The 19,742-nt window shown below is 48.4% G+C and carries 14 protein-coding genes, 4 tRNA genes and 2 rRNA genes (1 of these 20 running past the window's edge); all 20 read left to right on the forward strand.

Going from position 1 to position 19,742, the window contains the following annotated elements:
* Positions 1–2,354, forward strand: a 23S ribosomal RNA gene (locus AC2T15_RS00850); it begins 538 nt to the left of the window's first position.
* A gap of 157 nt (positions 2,355–2,511) precedes the next feature.
* Positions 2,512–2,627, forward strand: a 5S ribosomal RNA gene (gene rrf / locus AC2T15_RS00855).
* A 170-nt stretch (positions 2,628–2,797) separates the two neighbouring features.
* Positions 2,798–3,748 carry a bifunctional biotin--[acetyl-CoA-carboxylase] ligase/biotin operon repressor BirA gene (gene birA / locus AC2T15_RS00860; RefSeq protein ID WP_486778495.1) on the forward strand — a complete coding sequence of 317 codons (951 nt, stop codon included), beginning with the start codon at positions 2,798–2,800 and terminating at the stop codon, positions 3,746–3,748.
* Positions 3,738–4,469, forward strand: coding sequence for a type III pantothenate kinase (locus AC2T15_RS00865; RefSeq protein ID WP_486778496.1), 732 nt, complete (start codon positions 3,738–3,740; stop codon positions 4,467–4,469). The genes birA and AC2T15_RS00865 overlap by 11 nt, the downstream gene beginning before the upstream one ends.
* Before the next feature lie 29 nt (positions 4,470–4,498).
* A complete protein-coding gene (locus tag AC2T15_RS00870; RefSeq protein ID WP_486778497.1) occupies positions 4,499–5,065 on the forward strand; it encodes a hypothetical protein in 567 nt (188 codons plus the stop codon).
* A gap of 67 nt (positions 5,066–5,132) precedes the next feature.
* Positions 5,133–5,217: transfer RNA gene (locus AC2T15_RS00875), tRNA-Tyr, on the forward strand.
* A 20-nt stretch (positions 5,218–5,237) separates the two neighbouring features.
* A tRNA-Gly gene (locus AC2T15_RS00880) sits at positions 5,238–5,311 on the forward strand.
* A gap of 27 nt (positions 5,312–5,338) precedes the next feature.
* Positions 5,339–5,414 (forward strand) — tRNA-Thr (locus AC2T15_RS00885).
* Between the two features lie 90 nt (positions 5,415–5,504).
* A complete protein-coding gene (gene tuf / locus AC2T15_RS00890; protein ID WP_053100960.1) occupies positions 5,505–6,704 on the forward strand; it encodes an elongation factor Tu in 1,200 nt (399 codons plus the stop codon).
* Positions 6,705–6,757: 53 nt separating this feature from the next.
* Positions 6,758–6,833: transfer RNA gene (locus AC2T15_RS00895), tRNA-Trp, on the forward strand.
* A gap of 41 nt (positions 6,834–6,874) precedes the next feature.
* Entirely contained in the window at positions 6,875–7,243 is a 369-nt protein-coding gene (gene secE, locus AC2T15_RS00900) for a preprotein translocase subunit SecE (protein ID WP_053100961.1), read from the forward strand.
* A gap of 7 nt (positions 7,244–7,250) precedes the next feature.
* Entirely contained in the window at positions 7,251–7,784 is a 534-nt protein-coding gene (gene nusG / locus AC2T15_RS00905) for a transcription termination/antitermination protein NusG (RefSeq protein WP_053100962.1), read from the forward strand.
* A gap of 89 nt (positions 7,785–7,873) precedes the next feature.
* Positions 7,874–8,305 (forward strand): 50S ribosomal protein L11, encoded by a 432-nt coding sequence (rplK, locus tag AC2T15_RS00910; RefSeq protein ID WP_053100963.1) that lies wholly within the window; start codon positions 7,874–7,876, stop codon positions 8,303–8,305.
* The gene (gene rplA / locus AC2T15_RS00915) at positions 8,305–9,003 is read left to right on the forward strand and encodes a 50S ribosomal protein L1 (RefSeq protein ID WP_486778498.1); all 699 of its coding nucleotides are present in this window, start codon (positions 8,305–8,307) and stop codon (positions 9,001–9,003) included. The genes rplK and rplA overlap by 1 nt, the downstream gene beginning before the upstream one ends.
* A gap of 164 nt (positions 9,004–9,167) precedes the next feature.
* Complete coding sequence (rplJ, locus tag AC2T15_RS00920; RefSeq protein ID WP_053100965.1) at positions 9,168–9,668, forward strand: 50S ribosomal protein L10; 501 nt, start codon at positions 9,168–9,170, stop codon at positions 9,666–9,668.
* A 79-nt stretch (positions 9,669–9,747) separates the two neighbouring features.
* On the forward strand, positions 9,748–10,119 hold the full coding sequence (gene rplL, locus AC2T15_RS00925; RefSeq protein ID WP_053100966.1) for a 50S ribosomal protein L7/L12: 372 nt from the start codon (positions 9,748–9,750) through the stop codon (positions 10,117–10,119).
* Positions 10,120–10,319: 200 nt separating this feature from the next.
* Positions 10,320–14,405 carry a DNA-directed RNA polymerase subunit beta gene (rpoB, locus tag AC2T15_RS00930; protein ID WP_053106026.1) on the forward strand — a complete coding sequence of 1,362 codons (4,086 nt, stop codon included), beginning with the start codon at positions 10,320–10,322 and terminating at the stop codon, positions 14,403–14,405.
* Between the two features lie 61 nt (positions 14,406–14,466).
* A complete protein-coding gene (rpoC, locus tag AC2T15_RS00935) occupies positions 14,467–18,660 on the forward strand; it encodes a DNA-directed RNA polymerase subunit beta' (RefSeq protein ID WP_286594549.1) in 4,194 nt (1,397 codons plus the stop codon).
* A gap of 136 nt (positions 18,661–18,796) precedes the next feature.
* Positions 18,797–19,168 (forward strand): 30S ribosomal protein S12, encoded by a 372-nt coding sequence (rpsL, locus tag AC2T15_RS00940; RefSeq protein ID WP_053100970.1) that lies wholly within the window; start codon positions 18,797–18,799, stop codon positions 19,166–19,168.
* Positions 19,169–19,260: 92 nt separating this feature from the next.
* A complete protein-coding gene (gene rpsG / locus AC2T15_RS00945; RefSeq protein ID WP_053100971.1) occupies positions 19,261–19,731 on the forward strand; it encodes a 30S ribosomal protein S7 in 471 nt (156 codons plus the stop codon).
* Positions 19,732–19,742: the final 11 nt, after the last annotated feature.

Below are 19,742 nucleotides of genomic sequence, written 5' to 3' on the forward strand. Positions count from 1 at the left end.
GTTCTGTGACTGCGTACCTTTTGTATAATGGGTCAGCGACTTATATTCAGTGGCAAGCTTAACCGAATAGGGAAGGCGTAGCGAAAGCGAGTCTTAATAGGGCGAATAGTCGCTGGGTATAGACCCGAAACCGGACGATCTATCCATGGGCAGGTTGAAGGTTGGGTAACACTAACTGGAGGACCGAACCCACTAATGTTGAAAAATTAGGGGATGACCTGTGGATCGGAGTGAAAGGCTAATCAAGTCCGGAGATAGCTGGTTCTCCTCGAAAGCTATTTAGGTAGCGCCTCATGTATCACTGCTGGGGGTAGAGCACTGTTTCGGCTAGGGGGTCATCTCGACTTACCAACCCGATGCAAACTCCGAATACCAGCAAGTGCGAGCATGGGAGACACACGGCGGGTGCTAACGTCCGTCGTGGAAAGGGAAACAACCCAGACCGTCAGCTAAGGTCCCAAAGTTATGGTTAAGTGGGAAACGATGTGGGAAGGCTTAGACAGCTAGGAGGTTGGCTTAGAAGCAGCCACCCTTTAAAGAAAGCGTAATAGCTCACTAGTCGAGTCGGCCTGCGCGGAAGATGTAACGGGGCTCAAACCATACACCGAAGCTACGGGTGCACTCTTTTGAGTGTGCGGTAGAGGAGCGTTCTGTAAGCCTGTGAAGGTGAGTTGAGAAGCTTGCTGGAGGTATCAGAAGTGCGAATGCTGACATGAGTAACGATAATGGGAGTGAAAAACTTCCACGCCGAAAGACCAAGGTTTCCTGCGCCACGTTAATCGACGCAGGGTGAGTCGGCCCCTAAGGTGAGACTGAGAAGTGTAATCGATGGGAAACAGGTTAATATTCCTGTACTTCTAACTATTGCGATGGAGAGACGGAGAAGGCTAGGCCAGCGCGGCGTTGGTTGTCCGTGTTTAAGGCAGTAGGCTGAGATCTTAGGCAAATCCGGGATCTTAAAGCCGAGAGCTGATGACGAGTCCTCTTATGAGGATGAAGTGGTTGATGCCATGCTTCCAAGAAAATCTTCTAAGCTTCAGATAGTTAGGAACCGTACCCCAAACCGACACAGGTGGTCGGGTAGAGAATACCAAGGCGCTTGAGAGAACTCGGGTGAAGGAACTAGGCAAAATGGCACCGTAACTTCGGGAGAAGGTGCGCCGGCTAGGGTGAAGGACTTGCTCCGTAAGCTCTGGCTGGTCGAAGATACCAGGCCGCTGCGACTGTTTATTAAAAACACAGGACTCTGCAAACACGAAAGTGGACGTATAGGGTCTGACGCCTGCCCGGTGCCGGAAGGTTAATTGATGGGGTTAGCGCAAGCGAAGCTCTTGATCGAAGCCCCGGTAAACGGCGGCCGTAACTATAACGGTCCTAAGGTAGCGAAATTCCTTGTCGGGTAAGTTCCGACCTGCACGAATGGCGTAACGATGGCGGCGCTGTCTCCACCCGAGACTCAGTGAAATTGAAATCGCTGTGAAGATGCAGTGTATCCGCGGCAAGACGGAAAGACCCCGTGAACCTTTACTATAGCTTTGCACTGGACTTTGAAGTTGTTTGTGTAGGATAGGTGGGAGGCTTTGAAACTGTGACGCCAGTTGCAGTGGAGCCATCCTTGAAATACCACCCTGGCAACTTTGAGGTTCTAACTCAGGTCCGTAAGCCGGATCGAAGACAGTGTATGGTGGGTAGTTTGACTGGGGCGGTCTCCTCCTAAAGAGTAACGGAGGAGTACGAAGGTGCGCTCGGGCCGGTCGGAAATCGGTCTAAGAGTATAAAGGCAAAAGCGCGCTTAACTGCGAGACCAACAAGTCGAGCAGGTACGAAAGTAGGTCTTAGTGATCCGGTGGTTCTGTATGGAAGGGCCATCGCTCAACGGATAAAAGGTACTCCGGGGATAACAGGCTGATACCGCCCAAGAGTTCATATCGACGGCGGTGTTTGGCACCTCGATGTCGGCTCATCACATCCTGGGGCTGAAGCCGGTCCCAAGGGTATGGCTGTTCGCCATTTAAAGTGGTACGCGAGCTGGGTTTAGAACGTCGTGAGACAGTTCGGTCCCTATCTGCCGTGGACGTTTGAGATTTGAGAGGGGCTGCTCCTAGTACGAGAGGACCGGAGTGGACGAACCTCTGGTGTTCCGGTTGTCACGCCAGTGGCATTGCCGGGTAGCTATGTTCGGAAACGATAACCGCTGAAAGCATCTAAGCGGGAAGCGTGCCTCAAGATGAGATCTCACTGGGATCTTGAATCCCCTAAAGGGCCGTCGAAGACTACGACGTTGATAGGTTGGGTGTGTAAGCGCTGTGAGGCGTTGAGCTAACCAATACTAATTGCCCGTGAGGCTTGACCATATAACACCCAAACAATTTGGGTCTGGTTGATACCAAAACAAACGAAAATTTAGTTGAACTCAAAACACCGAATCAACTACTATTACATACCTAATTCGAAGGCACGACTAAGCCGAGGCACACCTGCCCAGCCCACAACGGACCTTCTAAAGAATTGCTTGACGACCATAGAGCGTTGGAACCACCTGATCCCTTCCCGAACTCAGTAGTGAAACGATGTATCGCCGATGGTAGTGTGGGGTTTCCCCATGTGAGAGTAGGTCATCGTCAAGCGCCAAACAAAAAATCCCCTGTACGCTCATCGCGACAGGGGATTTTTTTTGCTTAGGATTTATTGCTTTTAAGATAATTACTTCGAATGGCGTACTTTTATTAGGAGTTGTGGCGAACTACTGAGTGAAAGTATGCTACTTTGCTCTATTTGTTTATGGCTGAGAGTGATTATGTTTCAGTTACTGCAGTTACTTAATGATGGTCAGTATCACTCTGGTGAGGCAATTGGTAAGCACTTAGGTATCTCTCGGGCGGCAGTCTGGAAGCGGATTGAAGCACTGGAGCAGAGCATGGGGCTGCCAGTTGAGCGCTTGAAGGGTAAAGGCTATCGCCTGCCGCAGGGGCAATGGCTGCTCGATCAAACATTGATTGAACAGGCGGTAGCGATGCCGGTAACGGTGTATCAGAGCACTGACTCCACTAACCAAGCAGCAACCTTTTTGCTGGCTAAACAAGCCGCGCCTTTTTTAGTGTTGGCCGAGCAGCAAACTGCAGGCCGAGGCCGACGTGGGCGAGACTGGGTAAGTCCGCCGGCGCAAAATATTTATCTAAGTTTAGTGTGGCCAGTGAAACACAGCTTTGCCCAGTTAGAAGGCTTGAGTTTAGTGGTTGGCTTGGCGTTATATCGGGTCTTGAAGCAGCAACTGCCTGACCTGGATCTAGGGCTTAAGTGGCCTAATGACTTACTGCTCAATGGCAGTAAGTGTGCCGGTATTTTGCTGGAAATTGTTGGTGATCCTTCAGATAAGTGCCATGTGATTATTGGCGTTGGTATTAATGTCAATATGCAGCAGGCTGAGATTGACCAAGCTTGGACTTCATTGCGTGAGGCAAGTCAGCAGTTACTGAATCGCAATCAGCTGGTGCAGCAGTTTATTGTTGAGCTGCAAGACATGCTTGAGCAGCACTTTAGTCAAGGTTTTAGTGGTTTTCGAGAAGAGTGGCAGCGTGCCAATAGTTGGCAGGGGCAAGCTGTAAGCGTGTCGACTGCGAGTCAAGTGGTTCATGGTCAGTTAACTGGGGTGGCTGGTACTGGTGCTTTGATTGTCACACTTGATAATGGTGAGCAGCAGGTGTTTAGTGGTGGTGAAATCAGTTTACGGAAACAACATGATTCTTGAGCTAGATTGCGGTAATACTCGAGTGAAGTGGCGGTTACTCAGTGCCTCTGACGGGGTGGTGGCGCGTGGAAGCTTAACCCCTAAGCAAGACGTATGTAAAAGCTTGCCAGTACCTGCAGCCAAGATTAAGGCTTGCAGAATTGCTAGTGTATGGCAAGAGCAGGCGATAACAGAGTATGCTGAGTCTATTGCCAGCCAAGGTGTTGCAGTTTATTTAGTCCACTCTTCAGCAGAGTTAGCAGGTGTTAGAAATAGTTACCGTCAGCCTGAAAAATTAGGTGTTGATCGCTGGTTGGCGGTTGTTGCGGCTTACGATCGTTATCAAAGTGCGTGTTTAGTGTTAGATTTTGGGACCGCGGTGACAGCTGACTTTGTCGATAATCAAGGGACTTATCGCGGTGGTGTGATTGCCCCAGGTCTAGAGTTAATGCGTTCTACCCTTATGCAAAAAGCACAGCGCTTGAATGTTGCCTTGGATGGGGAGAACCCTGATCTACTGATGCCACAAGTGACCACAGCTGCAGGTATTGAGGCGGGGGTAAGGCAGATGATGAAGGGGTTTATTGCACAGCAATTGTTAGTCGCTGAGCAAACTTTTACAGCTAATTTTAAGCTAATCGTGGTCGGTGGGGATGCTGAGTTGCTTACTGAATTAGGCTTTGATGCGATTCAAGAGGCAGATTTAGTTTTTTTAGGGATGGCGTTGGCTTGTCCTTTGTAGTTTAAGTGCGAGTTTTTGAAGGGATAGGTATGCGCTGGTTGTTTTTTGGAGTGGTACTGTTAAATATAGGGTACTTTTTTACTTATGGGGTAGGACAAAACCTGGTAATTAATAGCAATGTTTTAGGTGAAGCAGTTACACGCTACAAGTTAAAAAAAGAATTGTTGCAACTAAAAGATACTCCATTATGGCTAGGTGGTTTTTTTGACAAGCGGCAAGCAGAGGCTTTATTGCAGCGCCTAGTTGCTAAGAATATTACGGCAAGCTTGGTTGAGCATGAAAAGATTCAAGAACTCACCTATTCACTGTATCTTGAAGGCGAGCCAGTAAAAAGCTCGGGGTTGGCAGTACATGCGCCGCTTGCTGGGTTAGATAGGTATCGACTATTGCAGGTTTTTGAGAGCTATGAGGCTGCATTAGGTATGCAGAAAAAGCTTGCGACTAGTGTTGATAATAAAACCTTTATCAAAGAAAACATCGAGAAGAGTCATACCTATTGGGTGAGCATGGGTGAGAGTGCAGCATTGGATGCAGGCCAGATATTAGCTCTATTTAAAGACTTTCCTGAGATGAAACTCGGTCGAGTTATTGAATAATTGCAAAATAATTAAAATTAGGCTTGACAGATGATTAAAGTGAAGGCAATATAGCGCCCTGTAAATCGGAGGGGTTCCCGAGCGGCCAAAGGGATCAGACTGTAAATCTGACGTCTACGACTTCGAAGGTTCGAATCCTTCTCCCTCCACCATTTTCTAGCGAGTTGCAGTTGCGGGTATAGTTTAGTGGTAGAACCTCAGCCTTCCAAGCTGATGATGCGGGTTCGATTCCCGCTACCCGCTCCAAATTGCAAGTTGTTTAAAAGTATAGACGCTCATGTAGCTCAGTTGGTAGAGCACACCCTTGGTAAGGGTGAGGTCAGCGGTTCAACTCCGCTCATGAGCTCCATTCTCATAAAGGCAGATATAACTATATATCTGCCTTTGTGCTATCTAGCTATCTATAAAAGTGCTTTCTGAATACTAAAGGAGCGTATCAATGGCTAAAGAAAAATTCGAACGCAGTAAACCGCACTTAAACGTTGGTACTATTGGTCACGTTGACCACGGTAAAACCACGTTAACAGCTGCATTAACTCGTGTATGTGCTGAAGTTTTCGGTGGCGCAGGCTCTTCTAAGGGCTATGACCAAATCGATAACGCTCCAGAAGAGAAAGCACGTGGTATCACCATTAACACGTCACACGTAGAGTACGATTCTCCGACTCGTCACTACGCGCACGTTGACTGCCCAGGTCACGCCGACTACGTTAAGAACATGATCACTGGTGCTGCTCAGATGGACGGCGCTATTCTGGTTTGTTCAGCGGCTGATGGCCCTATGCCACAGACCCGTGAGCACATCCTGCTGTCACGTCAGGTAGGTGTTCCGTACATCGTTGTGTTCCTGAACAAAGCGGACATGGTTGACGATGAAGAGCTGTTAGAGCTAGTTGAAATGGAAGTGCGTGATCTGCTCAGCACTTACGATTTCCCAGGCGATGACACCCCAATCATCACCGGTTCTGCATTAATGGCACTGAACGGCGAAGATGAAAACGGCCTAGGTACTACTGCGGTTAAGACCCTGGTAGAAACTTTAGACGCGTACATCCCAGAGCCAGTACGTGCAATCGATCAGGCGTTCTTGATGCCAATCGAAGACGTATTCTCAATTTCAGGCCGTGGTACTGTAGTAACTGGTCGTGTTGAGCGCGGTATCATTAAAGTAGGTGAAGAGATCGAGATCGTTGGTCTTAAAGACACCACTAAAACTACCTGTACCGGTGTTGAGATGTTCCGTAAACTGCTCGACGAAGGTCGTGCGGGTGAGAACTGCGGTATCTTACTGCGTGGTACTAAGCGTGAAGATGTTCAGCGTGGTCAAGTACTGGCTAAGCCAGGCACGATCAAGCCGCACACCAAGTTTGAAGCAGAAGTTTATGTTCTGTCTAAAGACGAAGGTGGTCGCCATACTCCGTTCTTCAAAGGCTACCGTCCACAGTTCTACTTCCGTACTACGGACGTAACTGGTAACTGTGAACTGCCAGAAGGCGTAGAAATGGTAATGCCAGGCGATAACGTTAAGCTAGAAGTTACTTTGATCGCGCCGATTGCGATGGAAGAAGGCTTACGCTTTGCGATTCGTGAAGGCGGTCGTACCGTAGGTGCGGGCGTTGTTGCGAAAATTATTGCTTAAGTAGTTGCTAATACTAGATTAGGTCTGTATCATGCGTGACCTAATCTAGCTACAGGCCACTAGCTCAATTGGCAGAGCGACGGTCTCCAAAACCGTAGGTTGGGGGTTCGATTCCCTCGTGGCCTGCCACTTTAACTCTAAAGTGGCTTTTTGAAACGGGATTCTGATTCATGAATGCAAAAGTTGAAGCTCAAGAACCCCGCTCCGATCTTATAAAGTGGATTGTTGTTGCGCTTCTGGTTGCAGTGGGAGTGGTAGGCAATTACTACTTTTCCGGAGAATCTGTTTTTTATCGTGCGATTGGTCTCGTTGTCTTAGCAGTTGCTGCTGGTTATGTGGCGCTTCAGACTGCAAAAGGACGTGCATTTGCCAAGTTGGCAAAAGAGTCGCGAGCAGAGATCCGTAGAGTTGTCTGGCCCACACGTCAAGAAACCACGCAAACTACTTTGATTGTAGTGGCTGTCGTATTAATTATGGCGCTGATCCTTTGGGGTATTGATACCTTTATTGGCTTCATCGTCTCGAAGATTCTAGGGTAGGTGCTCAGTGTCTAAAAGATGGTACGTTGTGCATGCCTACTCTGGTTATGAGAAGCATGTAATGCGCTCGTTGGCGGAGCGAATTGCTCTGCATGGCATGGAAGATCAGTTCGGTGAGATTTTGGTTCCTACCGAAGAAGTGGTCGAAATGCGTAATGGCCAGCGTCGCAAAAGTGAGCAAAAGTTCTTTCCAGGTTATGTCTTAGTACAGATGGAAATGAGCGAAGCGGCATGGCACTTAGTTAAAAGTACGCCACGAGTAATGGGTTTTATTGGTGGGACAGCTGATCGTCCTGCACCTATTACTGAGCGCGAGGCAGAAGCAATTTTGCGTCGAGTGGCAGACAGTGGTGACAAGCCAAGACCGAAAACATTGTTTGAGCCAGGTGAAACGGTACGTGTTAACGAAGGTCCGTTTGCTGACTTTAATGGTGTGGTTGAAGTGGTTAACTACGAGAAGAACCGCTTGCAGGTGGCAGTGTCTATTTTTGGACGCTCAACCCCAGTAGAGCTTGAGTTCTCTCAAGTAGAAAAAGTTTAGTAAAAAGCACAGTATTCTACTGTGCTTTTGCTGTTTCGGCAGCGTATTAATCGGGGAGCCGTAAGGCGATCACCCATCTGGAGTAAAACATGGCAAAGAAAATTCAAGCTTATATTAAGCTTCAAGTAAAAGCGGGCCAAGCAAACCCGTCACCACCAGTTGGTCCTGCATTGGGTCAGCACGGTGTAAACATTATGGAATTCTGTAAAGCATTCAACGCTAAAACACAAAGCATGGAGCCAGGCTTACCGGTTCCTGTAATTATCACTGTGTACAGCGACCGTAGCTTTACTTTTGAAACTAAAAGTACTCCAGCTGCATTCTTATTGAAGAAAGCCGCAGGCGTTAACGCCGGTTCTGCGCGTCCAAACACTCAGAAAGTGGGTACTGTAACGCGTGCACAATTAGAAGAAATTGCTAAAGCTAAAGATGCTGACTTAACCGCAGCCGACTTAGAAGCAGCAGTTCGTACCATCGCTGGCTCTGCGCGCAGCATGGGTCTAAATGTGGAGGGCGTATAATGTCTAAAGTAACTAAGCGCCAAAAGGCCATTGCGGAAAAAGTAGAAGCGTGCAAAGTGTACGCGTTCGAAGATGCAGCCGCATTATTAGCTGAATTATCCACCGTTAAGTTTAAAGAGTCAGTTGACGTGGCGGTTAACCTAGGTGTTGATCCACGTAAATCAGACCAAGTAGTACGTGGTGCTACCGTATTACCAAATGGTACCGGTAAAACTGTACGTGTTGCTGTATTCACTCAAGGTCCAGCTGCTGAAGCGGCATTAGCTGCAGGCGCTGACAAAGTGGGTATGGAAGATCTCGCTGAAGAAATGAAAGCGGGCGACTTAAACTACGACGTAGTTATTGCCTCACCTGACGCTATGCGTGTTGTGGGTCAATTAGGTCAAGTATTAGGTCCACGTGGCTTAATGCCTAACCCGAAAGTGGGTACCGTGACTCCAGACGTAGCGACTGCAGTGCAGAATGCTAAGTCCGGTCAGGCGCGTTTCCGTACCGACAAAAACGGTATTATCCACGCAGCGATTGGTCAAATTGATTTTGAACCAGCAAAATTAAAGCAGAACGCAGAAGCATTATTAAATGAACTGCGTCGCTTAAAGCCAGCAAGTTCCAAAGGTATCTACATCAAGCGTATTACGCTGAGTAGTACTATGGGACCTGGTTTAATCATTGATGCGGCTTCTTTGTCCGATAAGTGATTTAACAATTTGGGGTCCCTGCTTAGCGGGGGCCGTCCAAGACCGTAGGTGGCATGCCTTAATAATTAAGCCTACGTAGATGGTGCTCCCGGTTCCTTGAGAATCAGACACCAAACACGCTCAAAGTAATTTGAGCATAAAGGTAATAAGCAGGAGTTAAACCCGTGGCAATTAGACTCGAAGACAAGAAAGCCATCGTCGCTGAAGTCAATGAGGCTGCTAAAGGTGCTCTGTCCGCTGTTGTGGCTGATGCCCGTGGCGTGACCGTTGGTGCAATGACTCAACTGCGTAAAGAAGCTCGTGAAGCCGGTGTTTATGTGCGTGTAGTACGTAACACTTTACTGCGTCGTGCAGTAGAAGGAACGGAGTACACCGTTCTGGCTGAGACCTTTACCGGTCCTACCTTGATTGCTTTCTCTAACGAACATCCGGGCGCAGCTGCTCGTATTTTCAAAGAGTTCGCTAAAGGTCAAGACAAGTTTGAGATCAAAGGCGCCGCGTTTGAAGGCAACTTTATCGCAGCTACCCAGATTGATGTGTTGGCAACTTTACCAACTTACGACGAAGCTATCTCCAAGCTGATGAGCGTTATTCAAGGCGCTACCAGCAAGCTGGCTCGTACTCTGGCGGCAGTTCGCGACCAAAAAGAAGCAGAAGCGGCATAAGCCTAACTGCACTTTTTGTAAATTATTTTTTGATTTTGATGGCGTTAAAGCGCTATCCCTACTATAGGAAGATAGAGTCATGGCTCTTACTAACGAAGATATCCTAAATGCAATCTCTGAAATGTCAGTGATGCAAGTTGTTGAACTGATCGAAGCAATGGAAGAGAAGTTCGGCGTAACTGCAGCAGCAGCTGTAGCAGCTGGCCCAGCGGCTGGTGGTGCTGAAGCAGCAGCAGAGCAAACTGAGTTCACCATCATGCTGTTAGAAGCAGGTGACAAGAAAGTTAACGTTATTAAAGCAGTACGTGAAATCACTGGTTTAGGCTTGAAAGAAGCTAAAGCAGTAGTTGACGGTGCTCCAGCTGCAGTTAAAGAAGACGTTGCTAAAGAAGAAGCTGAAGCAGCTAAAAAAGCGCTTGAAGAAGCGGGCGCTAAAGTCGAACTTAAGTAATTTCGACTTTGCGTTACAGCCAGCTCTTCGCAAGGCTGATGGCTGGTGGCAATTGCCACCGGCCTTTTTCCGTTCTAAAAGCTTAAAGCAAGTTAGACGGCTCCACCCCGTTGAGGGTGAGCAAACGAGTAGTTTTGCACGATTTTCTGGTTACTCACGTCGAGTAATCAATAAGCAGGTGACCAAGCTGGGGAACGCTAATGGCTTACTCATATACTGAGAAAAAACGTATCCGCAAGGACTTTAGCAAGCTGCAAAATGTCATGGATGTGCCTTATTTGCTGGCAATCCAATTAGACTCTTATCGCGAATTTTTGCAGGCAGGCGTGAGCAAGGAGCAGTTCCGCGACATTGGCCTACATGCGGCCTTTAAGTCTGTATTTCCAATCATGAGCTACTCGGGCAACGCGGCCCTTGAGTATGTTGGCTACCGCTTAGGTGAGCCAGCTTTTGATGTTAAAGAATGCTCTTTACGTGGCGTGACCTATGCGGCACCGCTACGGGTAAAAGTGCGCTTAATTATTTTTGATCGCGAATCAGCAAACAAAGCGATTAAAGACATTAAAGAGCAAGAAGTGTATATGGGGGAGATCCCCTTGATGACCGAAAACGGTACCTTTGTAATTAATGGTACTGAACGGGTTATCGTTTCTCAGTTACACCGGTCACCGGGCGTTTTCTATGATCATGACCGTGGTAAAACCCATAGCTCAGGTAAACTTCTTTATTCGGCACGAGTTATTCCTTACCGTGGTTCATGGTTAGACTTTGAGTTTGATGCAAAAGACTGCGTGTTCGTACGTATCGACCGTCGTCGTAAATTACCTGCATCGGTATTGCTGCGTGCTATTGGCTATAGTACGGAAGAAATTCTAGAAATTTTCTATGACACCAACGTATTCCATCTGTCGGCAGATGAAGGCTTTAACCTTGAGTTAGTGCCGGCCCGTTTACGTGGTGAAATTGCGGCCTTTGATATTAAAGACGATAAAGACCAAGTAGTGGTCGAGCAGGGTCGTCGTATCACCGCGCGCCATATTAAACAGTTAGAAGCTGCAGGCATTAATAAGCTAGCAGTACCTGTGGAGTATGTGGTTGGCTTTACTACAGCAAAAGCTGTAATTCATCCAGCAACGGGTGAAATTTTAGTTGAGTGCAACACCGAGTTAACCCTTGAGCTGCTAGCAAAAATTGCTCAGGCCGGTGTGGTGCGAATTGAAACCCTGTACACCAACGAAATCGACTGTGGTCCATTCATTTCAGATACCCTGAAAATCGATACCACCAGCAATGAGTTGGAAGCACTGGTAGAAATCTACCGCATGATGCGTCCAGGCGAGCCGCCAACTAAAGAAGCTGCAGAAAACCTATTCAACAACTTATTCTTTAGCTCTGAGCGCTATGACCTTTCAGCAGTTGGACGGATGAAGTTCAACCGTCGTATTGGCCGCGAAGAAATCGTTGGCGAAGGCGTGCTCAGCAAAGAAGACATCGTTGATGTATTAAAAACCTTAGTGGATATCCGTAACGGTAAAGGTATCGTTGATGATATCGACCACTTAGGTAACCGTCGTGTGCGCTGCGTAGGTGAGATGGCCGAAAACCAATTCCGTGTTGGTTTAGTGCGTGTCGAGCGTGCGGTTAAAGAGCGCTTATCGATGGCTGAAAGCGAAGGCTTAATGCCCCAAGACTTAATTAACGCTAAGCCGGTAGCGGCTGCGGTTAAAGAGTTTTTTGGTTCAAGCCAGCTGTCACAGTTTATGGACCAAAACAACCCGCTGTCAGAAATTACCCACAAACGTCGTGTATCGGCGCTTGGCCCAGGTGGTCTGACCCGTGAGCGCGCTGGCTTTGAAGTGCGCGACGTACACCCAACCCACTACGGTCGTGTGTGTCCGGTAGAAACGCCGGAAGGTCCAAACATTGGTCTGATTAACTCGCTAGCAACCTATGCCCACACTAACGAATATGGTTTCTTAGAAAGTCCATATCGCATTGTTAAAGAAGGCCAGGTAACCGACGAAATCGTCTTCTTGTCAGCGATTGAAGAAACCGATCACGTCATTGCTCAGGCTTCTGCGGCAATGAACGAAGAAGGTCGTTTAACGGAAGAGTTAGTGACCGTTCGTCACATGAACGAGTTTACGGTGAAAGATCCTAGCGAAGTGACGCTAATGGACGTTTCGCCTAAGCAGGTAGTGTCGGTTGCTGCTTCTTTGATTCCATTCCTTGAGCACGACGATGCTAACCGGGCCCTCATGGGTTCGAACATGCAGCGTCAGGCAGTTCCAACTTTGCGCGCAGATAAGCCGTTGGTAGGAACCGGAATGGAACGTAACGTAGCGCGTGACTCGGGAGTCTGTGAAGTTGCCCGCCGTGGTGGGGTGATTGAGTCAGTTGATGCCAGCCGGATCGTGGTGCGGGTAAATGATGATGAAGTTGAAGCCGGTGAAGCAGGGGTAGATATCTACAACCTGACCAAATACACCCGCTCTAACCAAAATACCTGTATTAACCAGCGTCCCTTAGTGAGCAAAGGTGATCAGGTGCAACGTGGCGATATTATGGCCGATGGTCCTTCCACCGATATGGGTGAGTTGGCACTGGGTCAGAATATGCGCGTGGCCTTTATGCCGTGGAATGGTTACAACTTCGAAGACTCCATCCTCCTCTCTGAGCGTGTGGTACAAGAAGACCGTTACACCACCATCCATATTCAAGAGCTGACCTGTATCTCCCGTGATACCAAGTTAGGTGTGGAAGAAATCACTTCGGATATTCCGAACGTGGGTGAAGCTGCACTGAATAAGCTGGATGAGGCTGGTATTGTGTACGTCGGTGCTGAAGTTGAAGCCGGTGATATTCTGGTGGGTAAAGTCACGCCTAAAGGTGAGACCCAATTAACCCCAGAAGAAAAACTGCTCCGTGCCATCTTTGGTGAAAAAGCCAGTGAAGTAAAAGACACTTCATTGCGAGTGCCGACCGGTACTAAAGGTACAGTGATTGACGTTCAAGTATTTACCCGTGATGGGGTTGAGCGTGACTCACGGGCGATCGAAATTGAAAATGCCCAGCTTGATGAGATCCGTAAAGATCTGAAAGAAGAGTTCCGTATTGTTGAGCAGGCCACCTTCGAGCGTTTACGCAGCCACTTAGTGGGCGCTAAAGCCGATGGCGGTGCGGGTGTGAAAAAAGGCACCGAGCTTAGCGACGAAATTTTAGATGGTATCGAGCACAGCAACTGGTTCAAGTTGCGCATGGTTGACGACGAGCTGAATGAGCAACTGGAAAAAGCCCATGCTTACTTAGTTGATCGCCGTAAATTACTGGATGAGCGTTTTGAAGATAAAAAACGCAAGTTACAACAGGGCGATGACCTCGCTCCTGGTGTACAGAAAGTAGTGAAGGTGTACTTAGCGATTCGTCGTCGCATTCAGCCAGGCGACAAGATGGCTGGTCGTCACGGTAACAAAGGTGTGGTCTCAGTCATTATGCCGGTAGAAGATATGCCGCATGATGAGAATGGCGTACCGGTTGATATCGTGTTGAACCCGCTGGGTGTACCGTCACGGATGAACGTCGGACAGATTTTAGAAACGCACTTAGGTTTAGCCGCCCATGGTTTAGGCGTCAAAATCAACCGCATGCTTGAAGAGCAGCGCGAGATTGCAGAAATGCGCGACTTCCTGGATCAGGTCTATAACAAAGTGGGTGGCTCGGTGGAAGATCGCGTCGACCTTAATCAGTTGAGCGATAAAGAAATCGTTGATTTGGCGAAAAACCTGCGCGCTGGTGTGCCTATGGCAACCCCGGTGTTTGATGGTGCTGAAGAGCCTGAAATCAAAGCTATGTTGCGTTTAGCCGATTTACCCGATAGCGGTCAAATGCGCTTATTTGACGGCCGTACAGGTAATGCCTTCGATCGTCCGGTAACTGTCGGTTACATGTACATGCTCAAGCTCAACCACTTAGTGGATGACAAGATGCACGCACGTTCAACGGGCTCGTACAGCTTGGTTACTCAGCAGCCGCTGGGTGGTAAGGCACAGTTCGGTGGCCAGCGATTCGGTGAGATGGAGGTGTGGGCACTTGAAGCATACGGTGCAGCATACACACTTCAAGAAATGCTCACAGTTAAGTCGGATGACGTAAACGGCCGTACCAAAATGTATAAAAACATTGTGGATGGCGATCACCGTATGGAGCCTGGCATGCCAGAGTCCTTCAACGTACTGATCAAAGAAATCCGCTCGCTCGGTATTGATATTGAGCTAGAAACCGAATAATACCTGCGCACCACAGGAGCGGGAGCGAATCCCGCTCCTTGCTCCACTTGGAGGAAAGGCCTTGAAAGATTTATTGAATCTATTAAAAAACCAGAGCCAGAATGAAGAGTTCGATGCGATTAAAATTTCGCTCGCCTCACCAGAACTGATTCGCTCCTGGTCATTTGGTGAAGTTAAAAAGCCAGAAACCATCAACTATCGTACGTTCAAGCCAGAGCGTGATGGGTTATTCTGTGCCAAAATTTTTGGTCCCGTTAAAGACTATGAGTGCTTGTGCGGTAAGTACAAGCGTTTGAAGCACCGCGGCGTTATTTGTGAGAAGTGCGGTGTTGAAGTGGCCTTATCTAAAGTTCGTCGTGAGCGTATGGCCCACATCGAGCTGGCCTCGCCGGTTGCGCATATTTGGTTCTTGAAGTCCTTACCTAGCCGTATCGGTTTGTTATTGGATATGACACTGCGTGACATTGAGCGTGTGCTTTATTTTGAAAGCTACGTGGTGATTGATCCGGGTATGACTACCTTGGAGAAAAACCAGCTGCTCAATGACGAACAGTATTTTGAAGCCTTAGAAGAGTTTGGTGATGACTTTGATGCCCGCATGGGTGCTGAAGCTATTCGCGAACTGATGATGCAAATTGATCTGGACTACGAGATTGAGCGTCTGCGTGAAGAAATTCCGCAAACCAACTCTGAGACCAAGATCAAAAAACTTTCTAAGCGCTTAAAGCTGATGGAAGCCTTCCACGCCTCAGGTAATAAGCCTGAGTGGATGATTCTGACAGTACTGCCGGTATTACCGCCAGATTTACGCCCGCTGGTACCCTTGGATGGTGGTCGTTTTGCGACCTCAGATTTGAACGATCTGTACCGCCGGGTAATTAACCGTAACAACCGCTTAAAGCGCCTGTTAGATTTAGCTGCACCTGACATTATCGTACGTAACGAAAAACGTATGCTGCAAGAGTCAGTAGATGCGCTGTTAGATAACGGTCGTCGTGGTCGTGCGATTACTGGTAGTAACAAGCGTCCGCTTAAGTCTTTAGCCGATATGATTAAGGGTAAGCAGGGTCGTTTCCGTCAGAACCTGTTAGGTAAGCGGGTTGACTACTCGGGCCGTTCGGTAATTACCGTAGGACCTACCTTACGTCTGCACCAGTGCGGTCTACCGAAAAAAATGGCGCTTGAGCTATTTAAGCCTTTTATCTTCGGCAAGCTAGAAGAGCGTGGTTTAGCGACCACCATTAAAGCGGCGAAGAAAATGGTTGAGCGTGAGCTGCCAGAAGTATGGGACGTGTTAGCTGATGTGATTCGCGAGCACCCAGTACTGCTAAACCGTGCACCAACACTGCACCGTTTAGGTATTCAGGCATTTGAGCCGGTACTAATTGAAGGTAAAGCGATTCAGTTGCACCCCTTAGTTTGTGCGGCCTATAACGCTGACTTCGACGGTGACCAGATGGCGGTTCACGTGCCACTGACCTTAGAGGCTCAGTTAGAAGCCCGTGCGTTAATGATGTCAACCAACAACATCTTATCGCCTGCAAACGGTGAGCCGATTATTGTTCCTTCCCAGGACGTGGTCTTGGGTCTGTACTACATGACCCGTGAAGCAGTTAACGCCAAAGGTGAAGGCCGAATTTTTGCTGACTTGCAAGAAGTAGACCGCGTGTATCGCGCCGGTGAAGCTTCACTGCACGCAAAAGTTAAGGTGCGGATCACCGAAGCTGAGAAAAATGAGCAAGGCGAACTGGTCTATACCACCCATTTAGTGGATACCACGATCGGTCGTGCACTGTTATTCCAAATCGTGCCTGATGGTCTTCCTTTTGCTTTGGTTAACCAAAGCATGAAAAAGAAAGCGATTTCTAACTTAATTAACCAGTGCTACCGCAGCGTTGGTTTAAAAGAAACCGTAATCTTTGCTGACCAGTTAATGTACGCCGGTTTTGCTTACTCCACGATTTCTGGAGTGTCGATTGGGGTGAATGACTTTGTTATCCCTGATGAGAAAGCCGAGATCATTAACGCTGCGATTGATGACGTTAAAGAAATTGAAGATCAGTATGCCTCGGGTCTGGTTACCCAGGGTGAGAAGTACAACAAGGTAATTGACCTGTGGTCTAAAGCCAACGACGAAGTGTCCAAGAAAATGATGGCTAACCTCTCTAAAGAGAAGGTGGTTGATCGTGATGGCAACGAAGTTGAGCAAGAGTCCTTCAACTCTATGTATATGATGGCTGACTCGGGCGCGCGGGGTTCTGCGGCGCAGATTCGTCAGCTAGCTGGTATGCGTGGTCTGATGGCAAAACCTGATGGCTCGATTATTGAAACACCAATTACCGCTAACTTCCGTGAAGGTCTAAACGTACTGCAGTACTTTATTTCTACTCACGGTGCGCGTAAAGGTCTGGCAGATACCGCGTTGAAAACCGCTAACTCCGGTTACCTCACCCGTCGTCTGGTTGATGTGGCCCAAGACTTAGTAGTAACAGAAGTAGATTGCGGTACCGATAAGGGTCTGTTAATGACTCCGCACATTGAAGGCGGTGACGTTGTAGAGCCATTAGGTGAGCGTGTACTTGGTCGTGTTGTAGCTCAAGATGTACTGGATCCGGCCAGCGATGAAGTATTGGTACCAGCTGGAACACTAGTGGATGAGCATTGGGTTGAGTTTATTGAAGCCAACAGTATCGATGAGATTTTAGTACGCTCACCGATTACCTGTGACACGCGCCATGGTATTTGTTCGGCCTGTTACGGTCGTGATCTAGCCCGTGGCCACATTGTGAACATGGGTGAAGCGGTTGGGGTTATTGCAGCTCAGTCAATTGGTGAGCCGGGTACCCAGCTAACCATGCGTACCTTCCACATTGGTGGTGCGGCGAGCCGAACTTCAGCGGTGGATAGCGTACAGGTTAAAAACGGCGGTACCGTGCGTCTGGTAAACGTCAAGCACGTAACCCGTGAAGACGGCAATCTGGTATCGGTGTCGCGTTCAGGTGAGTTGGCGATTGCCGATGAGTTTGGTCGCGAGCGCGAGCGCTATAAGCTGCCATACGGTGCGGTTATCTCGGTTAAAGAAAACGAAAAAGTGGCGGCCGGTGCGATTATCGCCAAATGGGATCCGCACACTCACCCGATCGTTTCTGAAACCACCGGTACCATTCAGTTTGTGGGTATGGAAGATGGTATTACCATCAAGCGCCAAACGGATGAGCTCACTGGTTTAAGTAACATTGAGGTACTGGATCCGAAAGATCGTCCGGCGGCCGGTAAAGAGTTGCGCCCAGCCATTAAACTGGTCGACGAGCAAGGTAATGACTTGCTGTTACCTGGCACTGACGTTATTGCCCAGTACTTCTTGCCTGCCCATGCGTTGGTTAACTTAACCGATGGTGGCCGGATTAATATTGGTGACGTAGTTGCCCGTATTCCGCAAGAAACTTCAAAAACCCGTGATATTACGGGTGGTCTGCCCCGCGTGGCTGACTTATTTGAAGCTCGTCGTCCAAAAGAAGCGGCGATTCTGGCGGAAATCAGCGGTACTATTTCCTTCGGTAAAGAAACGACCACTAAGCGTCGCTTAGTGATTACACCTACCGATGGTAGCGAGCCATATGAGGAGCTAATCCACAAGTGGCGTCACCTGAACGTGTTCGAAGGGGAGCAAGTAAACCGTGGGGAAGTTATTTCCGACGGCCCAAGCAACCCACACGATATTTTACGCCTGTTAGGTGTGAGTGCTTTAGCGCGCTACATCGTGACTGAGATCCAAGAAGTTTACCGCCTGCAAGGGGTAAAAATTAACGATAAGCACATCGAAACCATCCTGCGTCAGATGCTGCGTAAAGTTGAGATCTTGGACTCAGGTGATTCTAGCCTGATCAAAGGTGATCAAGCGGAATACACCCAGGTATTGGAAGAAAATGAGCAGTTAGAAGCGAAAGATCGTTTCCCTGCCAAGTATGAGCGCGTCCTGTTAGGTATTACCAAAGCGTCCTTGTCAACTGAGTCGTTTATCTCTGCCGCATCGTTCCAAGAAACGACGCGCGTATTGACTGAAGCTGCAGTGACAGGTAAGCGCGACTACTTACGTGGTCTGAAAGAAAACGTAGTGGTCGGCCGCTTGATTCCTGCCGGTACGGGTTTGGCTTATCATGCTGAGCGTAAAAACCAGCGTGCGCTAGACAGTGGTAATGTGAGTGCCAGCGATGTAGAAGCAGCACTGACAGAGGCGCTGAACTTAGCAGAATAGTGATTATTGCTCAGTAAAAAGAGTGGTAATTAACTTGACTGGGTACAAGAGTCTCATTAGACTCTTGTACCCTTGATTTTGGCTGAATTTTATTTGGCCATTTTTTCGTGTCGAAAGACAACAGTGGAGCAAATAGATGGCAACAATTAACCAGCTGGTGCGTAAGTCGCGCAAGCGTATCGTCGAAAAAAGCGACGTACCTGCGCTACAAAACTGCCCACAGCGTCGTGGAGTATGTACTCGTGTATATACCACTACGCCTAAAAAACCTAACTCAGCACTCCGTAAAGTGTGCCGTGTACGTTTAACTAACGGCTACGAAGTCGCTTCTTACATCGGTGGTGAAGGCCACAACTTGCAAGAGCACAGCGTTGTGTTAATCCGTGGTGGACGTGTTAAAGACTTACCGGGTGTGCGTTATCACACCGTACGTGGTTCTTTAGATACTTCTGGAGTTAAGGATCGTAAGCAAGGCCGTTCTAAATACGGTGCTAAGCGTCCTAAGTAGTAATCATTTTTTAATATCGAGTCGATAAGAGTAAGGTCGGGCGCTGTAACAGGAGTCCCGAGCTAACCTGAAGACCGTTTGAGGGCTTATCAATGCCAAGACGTCGCGTAGTCGCAAAGCGTGAGATCCTAGACGATCCAATGTACGGAAGTCAGATCCTCGCTAAATTTATGAACCACGTTATGGAAAGCGGTAAAAAAGCCGTTGCCGAGCGTATTGTTTATGGTGCATTAGACACCGTTAAAGCACGTAAAAACAGTGAGCCACTGGAAATCTTCGAGAAAGCACTCGAGGCCATCGCTCCGCTGGTCGAAGTAAAGTCCCGCCGCGTTGGTGGTGCGACTTACCAAGTTCCTGTTGAAGTGCGTCCATCTCGTCGTAACGCGCTAGCCATGCGTTGGTTAGTTGAAGCTGCGCGCAAGCGTGGTGAGAAATCTATGGCGCTACGTTTAGCAGGCGAACTGCTAGATGCTTCAGAAGGTAAAGGCGCTGCTGTTAAGAAGCGTGAAGACGTTCACCGTATGGCGGAAGCGAACAAAGCCTTCTCGCACTACCGCTTCTAATCTAGCGAGGA

This window comes from Thiopseudomonas sp. SA1F2-1K (assembly GCF_057443035.1).

What these genes read in the sequence shown, in the direction of transcription:
- birA (WP_486778495.1), top strand. Translation starts at nt 2,798, where the DNA reads ATGTTTCAGTTACTGCAGTTACTTAATGATGGTCAGTATCACTCTGGT.
- AC2T15_RS00865 (WP_486778496.1), top strand. Translation starts at nt 3,738, where the DNA reads ATGATTCTTGAGCTAGATTGCGGTAATACTCGAGTGAAGTGGCGGTTA.
- AC2T15_RS00870 (WP_486778497.1), top strand. Translation starts at nt 4,499, where the DNA reads ATGCGCTGGTTGTTTTTTGGAGTGGTACTGTTAAATATAGGGTACTTT.
- tuf (WP_053100960.1), top strand. Translation starts at nt 5,505, where the DNA reads ATGGCTAAAGAAAAATTCGAACGCAGTAAACCGCACTTAAACGTTGGT.
- secE (WP_053100961.1), top strand. Translation starts at nt 6,875, where the DNA reads ATGAATGCAAAAGTTGAAGCTCAAGAACCCCGCTCCGATCTTATAAAG.
- rplK (WP_053100963.1), top strand. Translation starts at nt 7,874, where the DNA reads ATGGCAAAGAAAATTCAAGCTTATATTAAGCTTCAAGTAAAAGCGGGC.
- rplA (WP_486778498.1), top strand. Translation starts at nt 8,305, where the DNA reads ATGTCTAAAGTAACTAAGCGCCAAAAGGCCATTGCGGAAAAAGTAGAA.
- rplL (WP_053100966.1), top strand. Translation starts at nt 9,748, where the DNA reads ATGGCTCTTACTAACGAAGATATCCTAAATGCAATCTCTGAAATGTCA.
- rpoB (WP_053106026.1), top strand. Translation starts at nt 10,320, where the DNA reads ATGGCTTACTCATATACTGAGAAAAAACGTATCCGCAAGGACTTTAGC.
- rpsL (WP_053100970.1), top strand. Translation starts at nt 18,797, where the DNA reads ATGGCAACAATTAACCAGCTGGTGCGTAAGTCGCGCAAGCGTATCGTC.
- rpsG (WP_053100971.1), top strand. Translation starts at nt 19,261, where the DNA reads ATGCCAAGACGTCGCGTAGTCGCAAAGCGTGAGATCCTAGACGATCCA.